This window comes from Bacillus sp. FJAT-50079, assembly GCF_018343515.1.
Lineage (GTDB): Bacteria > Bacillota > Bacilli > Bacillales > Bacillaceae_C > Lederbergia.
The window spans coordinates 54,468-73,111 of sequence record NZ_JAGYPD010000009.1 but is presented as its reverse complement, the minus strand read 5'-3'; the positions used below and the strand labels follow the sequence as shown (position 1 = coordinate 73,111).

The following is an 18,644-nucleotide window of genomic DNA, read 5'->3' as shown; positions in this document are numbered from 1 at the left end:
CAGCTGATTGCACCTCCAATTATTGTTTGTTACTACCTGATGTAATAGAAGCAGCCTGGATCTTGGACACTGTCGTTTTTTTCCTTTTCCTCTCAAAAAGTCCAACAATCCCTCTTGGCATGTACAATACAAACAAGACAACGACTGCCCCGTATAAGAATACTTGGTATTGTACGAACTGACGGAAGAACTCCGGCAACGGAGTGATTAACACTGCGCCAATAATTGGTCCTAAAAGTGAAAAGCGTCCCCCAATTACATTCATTAAAATAAAACCGGTCGCCTCTGTAAAGCGAAAATCAAAAGGTGAAACGTAGTGCATGAAGTATGCAAAAATACTGCCGCCAAGAGCTACCATGCCACCACCCACTGCATAGATAAATACTTTATAAAATACGGTATTGATCCCCAATGACTGCGTCAGATCCTCTGATTCCTTCATTGAATCCAGGATTCTGCCAACTGGTGAGCGATAAATCATGAATACCAGTACAAGAATGATCACCATGACAATCAATGCTAAATAGTAATACTGAATTTGTTCAGTAAATGGTAACGATGCAAATGGCATTCTAGGTGCCGGTATGCCGGTGATCCCGTTAGCTCCACCCAAATATTTCTTATTATTAATAATAACTTGCGTAACAAATTCTCCGAATGCAAACGTACCAAGGATAAAATAGTCACCCCGTAAGCGAAGAAAGACTCTTCCAACTAACAACCCGATTATCACAGCAACAATGCCTGTTATAATAAAGGTAACAATAAATGGAAGGCTAGTACGTGTGGCTAAAATTGCAGTTAAATATCCACCGATCGCCATAAAGGCTGCATGCGAGATGGAAACCTGGCCCATTTTAATAATCAAATTCAAACTAACAGCACCAATAATATTTATAAATATCAAAATAGATAGATACGTATAAAAGCTACTATGAGTAATATTTGGGAGAATCGTAATGATCAAGATGGATACAAAAGCTAAAATCAATGCAATTCTTTTTTTGCTCAGTGTCATCACCTTCTTTGGTCAATTCAAGCCGTTCATCAAGTAAGTGCTTTTTCTTTTAATAAGGGTGAACAGAGCCACGTAATTATAATTGAGAGGCTCTGACCCGGCCATATTATTGAACTTGCACTGCCGTGACTTGGCCATTTTCAAACAAGCCAACGTATATAGAGGTCATTAATTGCTGGTTGATACCATAAGAATCCATACCAGTCCAAAAGCTTTTGCCTAGCACACCTTCGAACGTTTCAATTTTACGAAGTGCTTGTGCAACTCCTTCTGTATCTGTTGTAGTTCCTGCCTCTTTGATTGCTTGGAACAACAAATGTGTACCATCGTAAAAGTAAGTTGTTGTACCAGGCATTACACCGTTGTACTTTGCTTCAAATTTAGCAGTCAATTCGGCGATTCCAGGCTCGTTCGGATCTGTAGGCGTATAGTGCAAAAATCCCTCGAGAGCCTCTGGACCAGTAACCTGAAGAATTTCCTTCGTCGCCTCACCGCCAATTTTTACAAGTTGCCCCTTGAATCCAAGCTCTTTAATTTGCTTTACTATGAGGGACGAGTCTCCTGGGGACGACCCACCAAGTTCAAGAATGTCTGGCTGCATTTGGATAAGTTTAGATAAAATTGTGCTGAAATCTTGCGTACCCCTTTCATAGAAAATGGAATCAACAATTTCATAGCCTTCCGCAACATACGCTTGATTAATTTGTTCTTCCATATCCCAACCTGTTTCATCGTTAGGTGAGATAATTGCTACGGTTTTTAGCTCGGAATAATTTTCTTTCATCCAGCGAATCATCGGTCCTGCCATTTCTTCTGCTGTTGGCTCAACGCGAAACGTGAACGGCTTCTCAGGAGACAATGCCTTCGGTGTAAATGTATCTGACATAATGATGACTTTATTTGGCTCCGTTACTTCTTGCATTGGTACAATACCGGATGACTCAATTGGACCGACAATAAAGTTAACTTTGTCGATATTGACGAGACGGTTTGTAGCTGTTACTACACCTTGCGCCGTATATTCGGAATCGTATGGAATGACTTTGACTTTATGAGTCACCCCATTAACCTCCAGACCTCCTTGTTCATTGATCTCATCTGCGGCAATCTCCGCGCCAGCTTGGACTGCAATCCCCCAAGCCGCACCTGCTCCGGAAAGGGGAGCTACAACGCCGATTTTTAATTCTTCTGCCGCAGAGGAAGAGCCATCTCCATTATTGCCCGAGTTAGAGGAGGAATTGCCGTTCGAGCTGCTACCGTCGCACGCACCCAGTACTAGCGACAACACCAAGGAAAGCGCTAACAATAATATGTTTGATTTTTTCGACTTTAAATTTTCCATTTCAGGCGACCTCCCAATAGTCTAAAGTTATAGTAATTTGAATTGCTATATAGATAGGGTTATATAATTCGATCCCCGTATTTCTCCATGACGGCATAATCATGAGATGGAAGTAGATAATCTGCGTCTTCAACAAGTTTGGCAATCGCAGCAACCTCATCCTTCTTCGTCCAGACATGATTACCGCTTGGCCAATAATTTCCTGTAATTTTGCGATAATGCTGGGTTTGAAGTTCAATATTATAAATTACATCTCCACAGATGACAGCAGTGCCTTTGGAAGTTTCCACATAGATGAATTGGCTGCCCTCGCTATGCCCGCGGGCAAACACACATTTCACGCCTGGGATAATCGTTTGCGGCCCGCTTAAGTCGCCATCAAGCATCCAAACTGAACCTGGTTGGTACACTCTCTTCAAAAGATAAGCGATATCTTCATAGCGATAGACCCCCCCCATTAGCCCTGTTACAGATGTTTCCATTTCCCTACGTTGCATAACAATAACAGAATCGGGAAAATCAATATCCCTACCAGTATGGTCAATATGGCAATGTGTATGGATAAGGTATCCGATATCGCTTGGTTTAAGCCCATATTTCTGCAATTGATTTATCAGCTTTTGTTCCTCCGTTTGATATGCCTTACAGCCTCGTGGAGCCATGACTTCCGGACTATGGAATCCAGTATCAACAAGAATCGGCTTCTCTCCGCCTAAAATAAGGAATGAATAGACCGGAACCTTAGTAAGTGTGCCAGGATTGTGGCCAAAAACATTGCGGCTTGCATCTAGCTCTACATCGCCCGTATTTATAATTCTAATTTCTAATGCCATACGATCTCCCCCTTCGTTGTAACCGCTATACCATTAGCTCTTGTGGATCTGTAACTTTTCCCATAACTGCCGAGGCAGCGACTACACTTGCACCCGCCAAATAAATATCTGATTCTAGACTACCCATTCGACCGCGATCATTACGCGTTGCCGTCGTAATGCGCACCTCCCCTTTCTCCATTTGGAATACCATACCGAAGCAAGGCGAACAGGTTGGACCAAGCATCATCGCATTTGCAGCTGCAAATACTTCGACCAGGCCCTCTTCTGCGGCCTGTCGATAGGTCTCTTGTGTGCTTGGAACAATCAGCAAGGGGACATCCGGATGAACCTTGCGTCCCTTTAAAATTTCGGCAGCGGCACGTAGCTCTTCGATCGTACCTGATTGGCAGCTACCAATATATGCGGAGTTGATATTGAGCCCTGCCACCTCATGAAGCGGTACGACATTGTCCGGGTTTGGCGGCTTCGCAATCATTGGTTCCAGCTCACCGAGATCAATATGATATTCGGCTGCATAACTAGCATCCTTGTCCCCATACAGTGGCACAAATGGCTCTACGGCGACTTTTTCCACGTAGTCAAACACCTTTTCATCAGGCTCAATCAATGTTGTTTCCACACCAAGCTCGGTCATTACACCACATAAGATCATCCGCTCATTTACTGATAGCTCTGATACACCGCTACCTGTAAACTGAATAGCACGGGAATCGGCCATTTTCGCATCGATCATTCCGATCACACACAACGCCAAATCACGAATGCCGCAACCATAAGGAAGCTTACCATCTAAATGAACCAAGATCGTTTCAGGAACGGTCAACCAAATTGTCCCTGTCGCCATGACTGCGGGAAATTCATAAACGGCGGTGAAGGGATAGCAGCCTAATGCGCCGAAATTGAGCGCATGTACATCAAAACTACAAGTCAGATGGCCCGGCAAAATGAATCCTTTTTCTGGCAATAGCAAATGTTGGATGCCTGCATTTCCTGGTTTAAACACATGTTTGATCCGCAATTGATCAATTAACTCTAACGTTCGTGTCCAACGATTTCGACCTTTCATGCTTAGAACAGGTACCTCATGGTCTGCTACAATAATCATGCGATCCGGATTTGCCAATTCTGTAACTCCCATACTTTCGGTTTCCTTCCAAAATTCAGGGAAAGGCATTTCTTGACAAATGTAGAAATCAAATTTCGGAAAAATAACCTCTCCAATTTCTACTCTTTCCCGGTCTACATGCCTTGCCAATATCTTTTGCGCCAATGTTTGTCCTTTTCCCACTCACAATACCTCCTTTATAGAAAATCGTTACAAATACTTGCTAGCCAACTGATCCAATATTTGAGTGGAGGGAACTAGACGTTTCGATTCCACCTCATGCATGATGCTGACAACCTCTTCATTAATCGGTGTTGGAATTCGTAATATTTTTCCAGCTTCGACGATAAAGCCATTAATAAAATCGATCTCAGTTTTTCGACCGTTTTTAATATCTTGGGCCATGGACGGCATTTTATCGAGGGGCTCCGGCAGTTGCTTGAGCGATTCGTACTCTAACTGCACGTCCTTCGGTCGCCCCGGATTAAATCTTCTCGGGTCGATCCCCATTAGTGTCAATGGTTCTAAATGGATATTCCTTTTATTACTGACGGTATAACCTTCCTTGCCTATCTCTAGTGCAATTTTTCGAAATAGATCATTTTGTAGAATTCGACCAGTGCCCAACCCGCTAATTGCTGTAACTGGATTCATCATACTGTTCCAGAGAAGCTTAGACCACAACAGCCCTAACACATTTTCTGATATTTGAATTTGACCTGTTCCCGCCATAATAGAAGCAATATCATTGACGCGGGATGTCATTTGTCCATCTAGCTCACCAATGACAAAACCTCCACCCATGCGTGTCTCCACTACTTCCCCAGGTGCTCCCATAAAGCCGCTCATTTCAGTCACCGCACCGATTACATGTTGTGATCCAATTGTAGCTGCAATCATCTCTTCATTAATCCCATTTTGTGTAGAGATTACAATCGTTTCCGGTCCCATTAATGGGCGGATGGCTTCCAAAGATGCGGCGGTATCATATGATTTCACACTAATAAATATCAGGTCGAATTTTCTATTCAGCCCCTTGAGCTCTTCATAAAGAACAGCCTTTACCGGAAAGGAATGCTCTCCCCGTGTCCCAGATACCTTTAGGCCCTTCTGATTCAGAACTTCTACATTGACTTGCCAACCATCAGCAAGTAACACATTGTATCCGCTACCTGTGAGATATCCCCCGATAATACTACCAACTGTACCCGCACCCATGACTAAAATTTCCACTCATCAGTCCCCCCTGTTTGTAACTTTTGTGTCCAATACTTCCCTGAACCTCCTAGCTGAATCATTTCTCTTAATTTCGCTGGAATGGGCTGATAACTTGCTGAAGCACCTGTCGTCAGGTTCTCAAACAAACCGGTAGAATAATCGATTCTAATACGATCCCCTTCAGAGCATAACTCTGTAATGCCTGGACATTCCGGTAAAAAAGGGACACCTGCAATCACACAATTCCGATATGCACCGCGAGTCATCCATTCCGCAGCAACTCCAATGCCTAATGCATACATCCCTTTGAAGGCCTGTGCATGCGGATTACCGTGTCCAAAACGCGTTCCAGCAATCAAGATATCCCCTGGCTGACACTCCTTACTAAATTCGGGCTTGATGGCTGCAAGGACATGCTTTGCGATTTCATCCGGATCATTAAGTCTCATGTGAACATACTTCAGCTCTAACAATGCACCGTCGATCGGCACCTCGTTGCTGACTTTCCAACATCTACCCTCACGAATCAAATTTTATCCCTACCTTCCCAGATTTATTTACAACCAGCGGCTCGTGATCATCTTCTTACGTGTGTAAAATTTCACTCCGTCTTTTCCATTCGCATGCAAGTCACCGTAAAATGATTTCTTCCAACCGGAGAATGGGAAAAACGCCATTGGGGCAGGAATGTTAACATTAACACCAAGCATGCCCGCATCGATCGTCTCTCTAAATTGGCGCACTGCCTTACCGCTCTCTGTATAAATAACTGCTCCATTTGCAAAATCTGATTTATTAGCAATCTGAATGGCTTCATCTAAGTTTTTTACACGCACGATGCTAAGCACTGGTGCAAAAATTTCATCCTGCCAAATTTTCATTTCAGGGTTAACATGATCAAAGATTGTCGGTCCGAGGAAATAGCCTTGTTCATCCTCCTGTACATCTTTCCTTCCATCACGGATTAGCTCAGCTTTCTCTTCTACACCAATTTCGATATATCTTTTTGTCCGTTCCAGATGCGTTTGTCGAATAACCGGTCCAAGAAATACATCTTCTTTGAGTCCATTACCTATCTTCAACTTGTCGGCTTCATCCACAAGCTTTTCTACAAATAAATCCGCTATGCTTTCTTCAACCGTAACAACGGAACTCGCCATACATCGCTCGCCCGCGCTTCCGAAGGCAGCAGTTAAAATACCTTGCACTGCCTTGTCAAGATTGCAGTCCTTAAGTACGATCGAGTGATTTTTAGCACCAGCCAAGGCCTGTACACGTTTACCATAAGCCGCGGCCGTTTTATATACATATTCGGCAACAGGTTGTGAACCTACGAATGAAATTGCTTTTACCTCGCCATGCTCTAACAAGCCATTAACTACATCGTGGCCGCCATTGACGAGATTCAGCACACCTTTAGGAAGACCCGCTTCCATAAATAGATCTACTAATCTTGCCGCCAATAGAGGTGTACGCTCGGAAGGCTTGAGTACGAATGTATTTCCACATGCTATCGCTAACGGAAACATCCAACAAGGTACCATCATCGGAAAGTTAAATGGGGTGATTCCCCCTACAACCCCAATCGGATAGTGATACATGGCAGACTCCATTTTTGTCGCAATATCCGGCAATACGGAGCCCATCATCAAGGTCGGGGCACCTGCGGCAAATTCAACACATTCCAGACCACGAAGCACTTCTCCTCTTGCTTCCTCTAGATTTTTTCCATTTTCCTTTGTGATCAGCTTTGCCAGATCCTCATAATGCTCCAAGATGAGCTGATGATATTTGAACAAAATTCTTGCTCTCCTAGGAACCGGCGTTTGGCTCCAAGTCTTAAATGCCTCTTTTGCCGCGTGTACCGCAGCATCTACATCACTTTTGCTTGAAAGCGGAACATAGGCCAATACCTCTCCTGTCGCGGGATTAAATACAGGCTCCTTTTCCTCAGATTCCGCACTTATCCAATTACCATTAATAAAATTTTGCAGTTGTTGCTCCGTAGCTGTAACCACCGTTTTCCCTCCTTAATTGTTGACCTTTTTAGTAAAATTATAGGAATAACAAAGCTTATACAATTCGATGATCTCTTCCGTAGTCGGAACCCGCGGATTATTTTGCGGACTGCCGCTAGCCAACGCATCCCGTGCCATCTTTGGTAACGCCTGTTGGTAAACGCTATCTTCAATTCCCCATTCCTTCGGATTTGGAATGTTTAAATACGCCGTCAACTCCTTTATTTTTTCCACTGCCAGATTTGCAAAATCTCTAACCACTCCTCTAGCATCCTCATCCGCAAACATTTTCCCTATGACTGCCAAACGATCAATACAATGCTCCATGCTGTATTCTAGAACAACTGGAAGTAGCATCGCATTGGACATTCCATGTGGGACGTGGAACAATGCGCCAATTGGTCTAGACATTCCATGTACAAGACAAACCGACGAATTGGAAAATGCAATACCTGCGAGCATCGACCCTAGCGCCATTTTTCCCCTTGCATCATGATCATCGCCATTTTTATACACCGTTTTAATCGCCGGAATGATATTTTCCATAGCAGCAATTGCAAACATATCTGTTAACGGCTGTGCTTTGGTGGAAATATAAGCCTCAATTGCATGGGTCAACGCATCTAACCCAGTTGCGGCCGTTACACTTTTGGGTGCAGACATCGTTAGTAATGGGTCAACGATTGCAGCAACTGGTAAAAAGGCCGGCTGTTTAATCATCATTTTTACATCGGTCTTCATTGCTGAAATAACAGTTACATCTGTAGCCTCAGAGCCTGTGCCTGCCGTTGTCGGAATCGCAATATGCGGAAGTGGTGTTTGCTCAGCAATTCTTGCTGACCCAATAAACTCACCAATATACCCCGGATTCGTGGCAAGAATCGAAATCGCCTTAGCTGTGTCAATACAACTGCCACCCCCGATGGATATAACCAAATCACACTTCTCTTCTATTAATTGCGCTAAAGATTCTTTCACATAGTGATCGGTAGGTTCCGAATTCACTCCTAAATATAATGAGGAACGAATATTCACTCTATCTAGAATCTCTTTGCATTCATTTACATATCCTAATCCCTCCATTATGCTGTCACTGATGATCATTGCTTTTGTTCCATATTTTCGTGCCAACTCACCTAGCTTCCTAATAGAACCGTTACCATAAAAAACGGTTTGTAGTGGTTGAAATCGATAAATCTGCTGCATGAATCATCCACCTTTTTGTAAATATTCAGTTTTAAGCTCTTGTAAGTATAATATTGCAAGATTTGTGCCAACTTTTTAGACACTAAAAAACACCTTCCAGCAACATTGTTGCTGGAAGGTGTCGGATCATTGTCGGGTGACTGTCGGATAAAAATGTCGGATAGCTAGTGTCTCTACTGTCGGAAATACTGCCAAATGTTGCTGATTACAGAAATTCTTACACAGCGATGAATCATCTAGCTCAGTACTAATCCACCAGATTTATCTTCTTCAATTTTTCATAAAGCGTTGATCGATGGATTCCTAATCGTTTTGCAGCCTTTGTTTTATTCCCTTTCTCCTCTCTCAATACCTGTAAAATCAGGTCATGATCATTTTCAAGATTATCTTGCTCAGATTGGATAGACTGAAACTTATGCATATAAGATACTTTCGATTTTGTTATTATGGCATCATCAAGATATGCAAACTCGCTTGGTAAATCCTCCGGTGTGACACTTCTTCCCTCCACAAGACTTATAAGTTGTTCTACAACATTCATCATTTCACGTACATTTCCAGGCCAATCGTATTGAATAAATCGAGTAAGCGTCTGAGCTGTAAATTGCTTCGGCTCCAGTCGATTTCGTCGTACAACCTCCTCGACCAAATGAGAAAGCAGAAGCGGAATATCTCCTTTGCGCTCACGCAATGGTGGCAGTCGAATTGGAATAATGTTTAGCCGATAATATAAATCCTCTCGAAATTGCCTCTGCTTCACCATTTCAAGAAGGTCTTTATTCGTAGCAGCTATAAAGCGAGTGTTGATTGGATATGCCTTTACTCCACCAACTCGGACAACCTCCTTTTCCTGTAATACCCGCAAAATTTTAGATTGCGTCAGAAGCGGCATATCACCAATTTCATCCAAAAATAAGGTTCCATTATTGGCTAACTCGAACATTCCAGGCTTGCCACCCTTTTTAGCCCCTGTAAAAGCACCTTCATCATAACCAAACAATTCCGCCTCCAAAAGATGTTCAGGAATTGCTGCGCAATTTATGCTCAAAATTTTACCTTTATGATAGGGACTGGCACTATGGATCGCCTTTGCAAACAATTCTTTTCCCGTCCCGCTCTCACCGGTAATGAGCACAGTAGCCAATGTTTTGGCTGATCTGCGGGCGAGTCGCTTGGTCTCTACAATTGCTTCACTTTTTCCAATTATTTTTTCAAACCCAAAGTAAGCACTTTCATTTTGTTTCATGGATAAAGTATCGTTATTAGCAACTCCCTGCTTGCGTTCATTTTCAATCCGTTGTAATATTTCATGAAGTTCAGATACTCCCTCAAACACAAGCATCCCGATCGCCGCAATTACCTTATTATTCTCCCAAATCGGGATTCGATGTACGATCATTTCTTGTCCCGCGATCGTTTGTAGCTTGCCTCTTTCAGGTACACCTGTCTGAAGAACAATATGTAGCCTCGTATTTTCAATCACCTCTGTACAATGCCTTTTAATGGCATCTTCTTTTTTAATTCCCTTAATACGGCAATAAGTCTCATTAAAATAAATAATATAGCCATCTTTATCCACGACAGCTATACCCTCGTAAGCCTGATCGATCACTTTGGACAAAATATTTACTAAAGAACGAAAATCTGTCACAAGATCCCTCCATAATGTAACTTAAAAAAGCTTCATTTATCATTGCTACTCGCTTACAATTTATGAATTTCTTCAACAGCTTCGCTTTCGATAAACCGTCATTGCGGACAATTAGGATTAAAAATTTGTGTCCCTTCTATCAACCATGCACTTCATCTATGTATAATCCTGTAGTATTTCCCCATCCTGTATAATTGGAAATCGTATTTCCATCGATGTATCTAAGGGATCTTATTAAAGTTTGGGCGATTTGCTATTATCTGCTGGCTGTATAACTAATTTAACTTAATAGATCACTGAAAATTCATTTCAATTCATCGATTCAATTTTACATTAAGTGTTAAGTCCTATTTTTCGACACAATTCCCCCCTTCATTATTTATTAATATAATAGATCAGTAAAATTCTGTCTAGGAAATAATTTAAAATTTCGGATAACTCTACCCGCATCTTTGAATGTTAAAAATTCCGCTTAGTGCAAAAGAAACTAGCTATTTCTTAACACTTGTTAAGCCACTTTTGAGCAGATGTTAGACATAATTGACATGATCAAAGAAACACAATACCAATAGTCAACCGATTAGAATTAATTTATTGCCTATTGTGTAATTTCCAAGATAAAAAATACTTTGACACCCCCTCCATAAACACAAAGCAGGTCATATAACAGTCGCTGATGGTAACTATCGCTTCTTTGCCGAGTCTTCAGCTGATGCTATTCCCGTAAGCACGTTTTTAAGGAATTGCTTTGGTTTACTTTTAAGACAAGAAGATTCATTTTATCCTTTGTCTTTTTGATGTGGAAGATTTATTCTGATTTTTAATTTGGAACTATGAATAATTCAGATTCAAGACTCCTTTCTAAATCGTAGTAAATTTAAATCACATAAATTATCTGAAATATCCAATCCATTTAATTGAGAATTGTTATCAATTGTTATATACTATATAGTAACAACACATATAATTGATTAAGGAGAATATATGATGCAAATATATTGGACTAAAATAAATAAGATTATTGATGAAACGCCTCAGGTTAAAACGTACTTACTCGACTGTCCGGAAGGCTTTACGTGGGAAGAAGGTTCCCACACCCACTTCGCACTAGAAGGTTTTAATGCTGGGGATAAGCCAAACCGCAGCCTGATTCGCCATATGTCAATTTCCACTTTACCGCATGAAAATTCAATCGGCATTACAACACGCATTAAAGAACAGTGCTCTGAGTTTAAAGCAATTTTAAGAAATCTTGAAGTCGGCAATGAAGTTGCAATATTTAAAACTCATACGAATGTACCTCTAAAAAGAGAAGACAAAAATGTTTACTTGCTATCATCAGGTGTCGGCCTGGCAACTTTCAGACCGCTTGTACTTGAGTATTTTGAACGTGCTGACAACGTCAATCAAATTCATTCCCTGAACATCGATTCATCAAAAGATTTCTTATTCACTAATATTTTTGAATCCGCACCTGACAAGAAGTTTACATCACAGTTCGTCGATAACCGTAAAGACTACTATGAAGAAGTGAAAAATCTTGCTGCGGACAAGGATGGACTCTTCTATGTTGTCGGCAGCGACGAGTTCCTCGTGCAGAACATTGAAGTACTGCGTGAGCAAGGCATCAAGCCAGAACAAATTATGCTCGACAAGCATGAACGACAGCTGCCTGAGTTTTTATCATTTAATATGTCAATTTAAGCGAGACAAAATATTTTCTTGGTAAGATGTTCGATTATGGAATAAAAAAACGGTGTAACATTAAAAGGTGCAGATTTAATTCTGTGCCTTTAATTTTTATACAGATTGAGCTTTAAAAGCTCTAAGTATATTCTTTATCCTCTTCTTCGTAAACTAAATTGGCGTTTGAGAGAATAAAACGATAACCCCAACCTCAAAAAGTTTATGTTTCCTCATCCATACGATAAAAAAACAATTTAGTTCGATATAAGAATGAATATCTACATTCGCTGGTAGGAATTCAAAGTGAAGAATATTAGGTTCACAGTAACACACGCTTCTATGCTACTTGTATTAAGAGCAAGGGAAGACATTCAGCAAGTATTTAGGATGTGAACAGATCATTACAACGATGGCAAGTTACTAAACAAAGATATCGGAGGGGGAGGAGAAAATGACGGGCAGAAAGAAAACTCAGTCATAAACCATACAGGTCACGCCAAAAAAATAGCGTTAAAATGGACCTTAATAGAAAGGATTAATTTTTTTCGGAAAAATTACATTTACTTTCGATTTTTCGACTGTTTTTTATACAAAAACGCCCATTTGAACATAATGTCTAAATGGGTGTAAACTTTGATATAACAGGGTTCTTATCATTTTGAGAACTGCGGTGCACGACGTGCGCCTTTAAGTCCGTACTTCTTACGTTCTCTTTTAAACAATAAAAAAAGCCCTCATAAGTATACAAGGACTTTTTGTTATATATTCTATACCCTATTTACAGCATCATTTTAATGATAGCAACCAAATACTAAATACTCACTATAAAGGATACTACTGTTCCTAAATCTGGTGTACTTTTAATTTCTAGTCCTGTTCCAAAGTGCCGTTTTAGTCGCTGATTCGTATTAATTAATCCAACACCCATTCGTCTTCCTGACTTTCTTTCTAATAAGCTTTGCAATTGGGCTTCATCCATTCCGACGCCATCGTCTTCAACTGAAATCTTAGCATACCCTCCTTGAACGGAAACCTTAATGACAATTTTTCCACCACTAATGCGTCGCATAATACCGTGTCTTATAGCATTTTCTACTAACGGTTGGATCGTTAGGAAAGGAATATTCACATCATTGTATACATCCGTCTCCCAAACCACCTCTAATCTATCCCCGAAACGTACCTGTTCAATATTAAGATACGATCGCACGATATTTAGTTCATCTTTGATCGGGACCAGCTCATTAATATATTGAAACTGAAATTTATTTCTTAAAAATTCGCTAAGTTCATTTAGCAGATTACTCATCTTATCTAAATCAATTTCACTTAAAGCGATAATGGAATTTAATGTATTGAATAAAAAGTGTGGCTGAATTTGTGCTTGTAACCATGCAGCTTCTAATTGCAATTGTTCTCGCACAACTTTCTTTACAATCGTAAGTGCCCTTACTCTTGATCTTAACTCCAGCATTTCAACAGGCTTCGTCACATAGTCATTGGCCCCTGCTAAAAAACCAGCTTGTATATCCTTGGGTTCACTCCTTGCAGTAAGTAGCAGGATAGGAAGCTCCGTGAGAGTATAACGATTACGAATCAATTTAGTCAATTCATATCCGGACATCTGTGGCATCATGATATCAGAAATAACTAAATTCCATTCCTTTTCATCCAATATATCAAGCGCCTCTTTACCGCTCGATACAGCAGTGATATCATATTGTTCAACTGGTAGGATCGATTGAAGTACCTGCAGGTTTACCGGGTCATCATCAACGATTAGTATGGGCAGGCGTTCGGAATCGGTCTCCATTAATATGGATTGATCTACAGTAGTCAAGACTTCCACTTTTTCCAAATCGATTGCAGACTCGATTAAATGATTAACAGGCATCATCTGGAATGTGGAGTGTTGAAATTTCATTGATGCTGCATTCCCAATCTCCCCGTATTCATCCTCTGAAGCCAGCATTAACGAAAAGGTAAACTTCGATCCTTTCCCTAGGGCTGAGGATACTTCTAAATTTCCGCCATGCAGCTCAATCAATTGTTTACTTATACTTAAGCCTAATCCAAAACCATCTTCAATCATTGTCACATCAGAAGCTTGCTCATAAGGGCGAAACAGCCGCTGAAGCAAATCCTCATCCATACCAATCCCCGTATCGGATATGGTAATAAATGCTCTTTCATCCTTCACCATTGCTTGAATGTAAATATCCCCTTCATTCGTGTATTTCACAGCATTATGAAGCAAATTATAAACGATTTGAATGACTCGATTCTCGTCTGCAATCACTGGAGGAAAATCATCCGGAACTTGATTAACAATTTTCACCGGCTTGATTTCAACGATGAATTGCAGCATATCCAGCACTCCAGTCACAACGGGCTGAATCGCAATGACCTTTTTTTGCAAGCGTGGATTACCTTCCCGTAGGCTAGCTGCATCAAGTAAATCATTTAATAGCAGTGTCATCCGCTGGCCAACTGTTAAAACCATTTCAAGTTCATCGACACTTTTTTTCTGTATCAAATGTTTTTCTCTAGCTAAAACAGATTGAGACATGTTAATGATTCCGTGGAGCGGGTTTTTAAATTCATGTGAGGTGTTTGCTAAAAATTGATCCTTATGCTCATTAACTTTTTGTAATTTTGCAGCAAGCTTCTCTGTTTCAATATGCATATTAAAATAAGCTTTAAACCATATAGATGCAAAACAACCAACAGAAATAATCAGATCGAATGGGTAATGAACAACACTTATTCCAGCTTCTCTCCAATAGATTATCCAAATAAAATGATGGCTGATGGCTATAATAGAAAATAGTAATAACACATTCCCGCTTATATCACAAAATAACTTCTTGATAATCGTAAGCATTGTGATAACAATTGCAATACCAGCCAAAAGATAATAAACAGGAAACAACATAATTATTTGCTCTGGGGATAAAAACAACGTAATGGCTGCCATTATGATATTGATAATTAAATAGACTGAACTAATCCTACGCCAATAAGGGAGATTACGATGATCTAGGCACTGTAACAATGCATAGCAAGCAATTGGAATTATCGCATTCGCGATCCGAAAATCCCATTCATACCCAATATTAAATAATAAGTGGAATAATTTTTCATCGTTACTGATTAAGTTCATGAATGTTACGCAAAGTATTAGTAAAGAAAAATATAATAACCTTTTTTCACGATTCCCAAGGAAAAATAGCACAAGGGCATAAATAGAATGCATCAAAAATATAACTGAAGCTAAAACCTGCATGGATAAGGACAAGTTTCTTTCCTTGGACATCGCTGCCTCTGAACCAAATTTAATCGAACGAATAATTCCGCTTCGGCGAACATCTTTAAAATTTGCCGCTTGAATCACAATCTCAATGACACCATTTTCATCTGCAGTGAAGGTTGTTGAATACGGCAGATTTTTTGCAACGTATCCATCTTCTGATTCACCAACCCGCCCAGACCGAGCTAATAATCTCCCGTTGACATATACTTCCGAAGAGCTCCGTACGCTTGATACATACACACTATAATTCATCTTCTCTTCCGGATTTACATATATTCGTAATCGATAAGAACCAAATCCATACGGGGTTGATTCTTTATCATGAAAATTCTCGTTCCACCTGCCTGGAACTTGAACAAACTTTCGCATTTTTCCGTCTAAACTAGATTGCTGCTCACCATCAACCAACCATTGTGAAGGGTAAAACTCCCATTCTCCATCAAGTAAAAGCACTCCACCATCATCTGCATACCAATCCCGTAAATCCAACTGCCCCTTTTTAATTTGCGTATGTGAGAGATCTTGGAAGGCGTTCATCCAGAGCATACGGGAGCCCGATAAAATGATTAATAATAATCCCACCATTAATAAAATATGTCTTTTTTTCAAATGTATATTTTGGCTAACCATTTCTGCTCTTGTCCCCTCTTTGAACAATTCATTTCCATTTTCACACATTCAACTGATAATTTCACGTTAATAATTATTAATGTCTTAACATCTATGAATTTATCTAGATCAATTAATGCTATGAATGTTTAGTATCAAGCGCCCTCTGTATGATTAGCAACTACTGTAATCAAGCCATGTGTAACAGCAGACTCAAGAATCTCAATCTTTTCTTCTTACCATCTGAATTACTTTCCTTTGTTTGTAATCACCAGATACACTTAGAACTGGAACACTTATCAACAAATAATTGAACAAATTTTTTCATCATATCATCTCAACTTTTTATAAACCTAATTATCTGTAAAAAAATAATTGAAGCCAAGTAGAAGAGTATAATAGTGTTGTCAAATTTATTAAAGAAACTAATTAACAAAGACTTAAGAAATGATCATGGGAATCCTGAAATTGAACATTTTTTGTTTCCGAGGATTAACTAAAAACCATTTCGCTTAGCATATCGATATGAATTATTAGATTCAGTATGTAAAAAGTTTAAGATAGAAAATATTAAAGTTCATGGATTAAGACATACACATGCTTCTATGCTGTTTGCAGCTGGCGCTCGAATGAAAGATATTCAGATGAGATTGGGGACATGCAAGAATAGCAACAATGGACACCTATACTCCCCTTACAGAAAGAAGGGACGATCATATAAACCATTTATTAATTGAATATCTAAAAGACACAAATAGTGAACCTCCCAACAGTGGGAAGTGAATTCTAACTCCAGTCACTATTCATTTTTTGTACCTTTTTAAATAAAAAAGCCTGCTTGGAATTGACTTCCAAACAGGCTGTAAACGTTGATATAACAACGATATTAACGTTTTGAGAACTGTGGTGCACGACGTGCGCCTTTAAGACCGTACTTCTTACGTTCCTTCATTCTAGGGTCACGTGTAAGAAGTCCTTCACGCTTAAGTGTGCCGCGGTATTCTGGATCTACTTCAAGCAATGCACGAGAGATTCCGTGACGGATTGCTCCTGCTTGTCCTGTGTAGCCGCCGCCTTTTACGTTAACTAACACATTGTAGCTTCCTACTGTTTCAGTTGCTACTAGTGGTTGTTTGATTACTTCGCGTAAAGCTGCGAATGGAATGTATTCTTCTACTTCACGATCGTTAATAATGATACGGCCTTCGCCTGGTACTAAACGTACACGGGCAACAGAGCTTTTACGGCGACCTGTACCATAGTATTGAACTTGTGCCAATATAATGCCCTCCTTTTAATTACCCGCGAAGCTCGTAAGTTTGCGGTTTTTGTGCTTGATGTGGATGCTCAGCGCCTGCATAAACATGTAGCTTTCTGAACATTTGACGACCTAAAGAACCTTTAGGAAGCATGCCTTTGATTGCAAGCTCAAGCATTTTTTCTGGATAATTCGTACGCATTTCTAATGCAGTTCTGCTTTTAATACCACCAACATGACCTGTGTGACGGTAGTAAATTTTATCAGTTAGTTTTTTACCAGTAAGTTCGATTTTTTCAGCGTTGACAATAATTACATGATCGCCTGTATCTACATGCGGTGTGTAAGTTGGTTTATGTTTACCGCGCAAGATGGAAGCAACTTCAGTTGAAAGACGGCCAAGTGTTTTGCCTTCAGCGTCTACCACAAACCATTTACGGTCGATTTCGCTGGCTTTAGCCATATACGTAGTACGCATTTGTTACCCTCCCAAATATATAAAGTTTCAAGTTCGTATTTATTTTCATCACAATAAGTTTCCGGGGCTTATCGTGGGGTTAAAAACAATACCATAGGATATTTTATAACTTTTTACAAGAAAAGTCAAGAAAATATTTAAACGCCAGGTTTAGTTGTCATAGTACACTTCCCATAAATATAGCCCAGTGGCAGGAGCCGTTTTGCTTGCCCGTTTTCGATCACAGGCCTCCATAATAGCTGGGATGTCCGTTGGCTTCACCTTGCCATTCCCGACATTAAGCAGGGTGCCAACGATAATTCTCACCATATTGTATAGAAAGCCATTACCTGTAAATGTAAAAATGATGTTATCATTCTGTTGTTCAATCGTAAGCGCCGTAATCGTCCTTATTTTATTCTCTTTCGTTGTTTTTGCGGAACAGAAGCTTGTAAAATCATGCGTCCCAACGAAGTACTGAGCAGCCGCTCGCATTAGTTCGATATTTAGCCGATACGGATAATAGGTTGTGAAATTTCGGTTAAACGGATCCCTAATCTTTCCTGTGAACAAAAAGTATTTATATGTCTTGCCAGTGACATCATAACGGGCATGAAAGCTTGCTTCAACCTTCTCCACAGATTGAATCGCAATATCATGGGGAAGCAAGCCGTTAACCGCTCTTACCCATCTATCGGACGGAAGTTCAAGCGGTGAATCAAAGTGAAATGCTTGTCCATGGGCATGCACTCCTGCATCGGTTCTTCCGGAACTAATTACTTTTATTTCCGTCCCTTTATGCATTTTCTTTAAGGCATGCTCCAGCATTCCTTGAATCGTCTTGTCATTCGTTTGAATTTGGAAACCGGCATAGCCTGATCCGTCGTAGGCAACGATCCCTTTATAACGGTTCATTTGCTATCAACT

15 protein-coding genes are annotated in these 18,644 nt (G+C 40.2%); 1 reads left to right on the top strand and 14 read right to left on the bottom strand.

Annotation, left to right across the window (positions count from 1 at the left end):
* Window positions 1-19: 19 nt before the first annotated feature.
* From KHA95_RS21235 to KHA95_RS21195, 9 genes are all read right to left on the bottom strand, one after another.
* Window positions 20-1,018 (bottom strand): branched-chain amino acid ABC transporter permease, encoded by a 999-nt coding sequence (locus KHA95_RS21235; protein WP_213139576.1) that lies wholly within the window; start codon window positions 1,016-1,018, stop codon window positions 20-22.
* Window positions 1,019-1,124: 106 nt separating this feature from the next.
* A complete protein-coding gene (locus KHA95_RS21230) occupies window positions 1,125-2,360 on the bottom strand; it encodes an ABC transporter substrate-binding protein (RefSeq protein ID WP_213139575.1) in 1,236 nt (411 codons plus the stop codon).
* Between the two features lie 59 nt (window positions 2,361-2,419).
* On the bottom strand, window positions 2,420-3,193 hold the full coding sequence (locus KHA95_RS21225; RefSeq protein ID WP_213139574.1) for an N-acyl homoserine lactonase family protein: 774 nt from the start codon (window positions 3,191-3,193) through the stop codon (window positions 2,420-2,422).
* A 25-nt stretch (window positions 3,194-3,218) separates the two neighbouring features.
* On the bottom strand, window positions 3,219-4,484 hold the full coding sequence (locus KHA95_RS21220; RefSeq protein WP_213139573.1) for a 3-isopropylmalate dehydratase large subunit: 1,266 nt from the start codon (window positions 4,482-4,484) through the stop codon (window positions 3,219-3,221).
* A 27-nt stretch (window positions 4,485-4,511) separates the two neighbouring features.
* Window positions 4,512-5,534, bottom strand: a complete 1,023-nt coding sequence (locus KHA95_RS21215; RefSeq protein ID WP_213139572.1) for a ketopantoate reductase family protein — start codon at window positions 5,532-5,534, stop codon at window positions 4,512-4,514.
* The gene (locus KHA95_RS21210) at window positions 5,522-5,968 is read right to left on the bottom strand and encodes a 3-isopropylmalate dehydratase small subunit (RefSeq protein ID WP_213139571.1); all 447 of its coding nucleotides are present in this window, start codon (window positions 5,966-5,968) and stop codon (window positions 5,522-5,524) included. Before KHA95_RS21210 ends, KHA95_RS21215 begins: the two co-directional genes overlap by 13 nt.
* A gap of 108 nt (window positions 5,969-6,076) precedes the next feature.
* Complete coding sequence (locus tag KHA95_RS21205) at window positions 6,077-7,537, bottom strand: CoA-acylating methylmalonate-semialdehyde dehydrogenase (protein ID WP_213139570.1); 1,461 nt, start codon at window positions 7,535-7,537, stop codon at window positions 6,077-6,079.
* A gap of 12 nt (window positions 7,538-7,549) precedes the next feature.
* Complete coding sequence (locus tag KHA95_RS21200) at window positions 7,550-8,743, bottom strand: iron-containing alcohol dehydrogenase (RefSeq protein ID WP_213139569.1); 1,194 nt, start codon at window positions 8,741-8,743, stop codon at window positions 7,550-7,552.
* A 247-nt stretch (window positions 8,744-8,990) separates the two neighbouring features.
* The gene (locus tag KHA95_RS21195; protein WP_213139568.1) at window positions 8,991-10,394 is read right to left on the bottom strand and encodes a sigma-54 interaction domain-containing protein; all 1,404 of its coding nucleotides are present in this window, start codon (window positions 10,392-10,394) and stop codon (window positions 8,991-8,993) included.
* Between the two features lie 987 nt (window positions 10,395-11,381).
* Between KHA95_RS21195 and KHA95_RS21190 the strand changes: the two genes are divergently transcribed.
* Window positions 11,382-12,098, top strand: a complete 717-nt coding sequence (locus tag KHA95_RS21190; protein WP_213139567.1) for a dihydropteridine reductase — start codon at window positions 11,382-11,384, stop codon at window positions 12,096-12,098.
* Window positions 12,099-12,733: 635 nt separating this feature from the next.
* On the opposite strand, the gene rpsI (KHA95_RS23415) is transcribed toward KHA95_RS21190, so the two are convergent.
* The 5 genes from rpsI (KHA95_RS23415) to truA all read right to left on the bottom strand — a co-directional run bounded on the left by rpsI (KHA95_RS23415) (window position 12,734) and on the right by truA (window position 18,632).
* Window positions 12,734-12,802: a 30S ribosomal protein S9 gene (rpsI, locus tag KHA95_RS23415; protein WP_481748469.1), complete on the bottom strand. Its 69-nt coding sequence runs from the start codon at window positions 12,800-12,802 to the stop codon at window positions 12,734-12,736.
* An 89-nt stretch (window positions 12,803-12,891) separates the two neighbouring features.
* Window positions 12,892-16,023, bottom strand: a complete 3,132-nt coding sequence (locus tag KHA95_RS21185) for a hybrid sensor histidine kinase/response regulator (RefSeq protein ID WP_213139566.1) — start codon at window positions 16,021-16,023, stop codon at window positions 12,892-12,894.
* A gap of 865 nt (window positions 16,024-16,888) precedes the next feature.
* The gene (gene rpsI, locus KHA95_RS21180) at window positions 16,889-17,281 is read right to left on the bottom strand and encodes a 30S ribosomal protein S9 (protein WP_213139565.1); all 393 of its coding nucleotides are present in this window, start codon (window positions 17,279-17,281) and stop codon (window positions 16,889-16,891) included.
* Window positions 17,282-17,300: 19 nt separating this feature from the next.
* Window positions 17,301-17,738: a 50S ribosomal protein L13 gene (gene rplM / locus KHA95_RS21175; RefSeq protein WP_213139564.1), complete on the bottom strand. Its 438-nt coding sequence runs from the start codon at window positions 17,736-17,738 to the stop codon at window positions 17,301-17,303.
* Between the two features lie 150 nt (window positions 17,739-17,888).
* Window positions 17,889-18,632, bottom strand: a complete 744-nt coding sequence (truA, locus tag KHA95_RS21170) for a tRNA pseudouridine(38-40) synthase TruA (RefSeq protein WP_213139563.1) — start codon at window positions 18,630-18,632, stop codon at window positions 17,889-17,891.
* Window positions 18,633-18,644 lie beyond the last annotated feature (12 nt).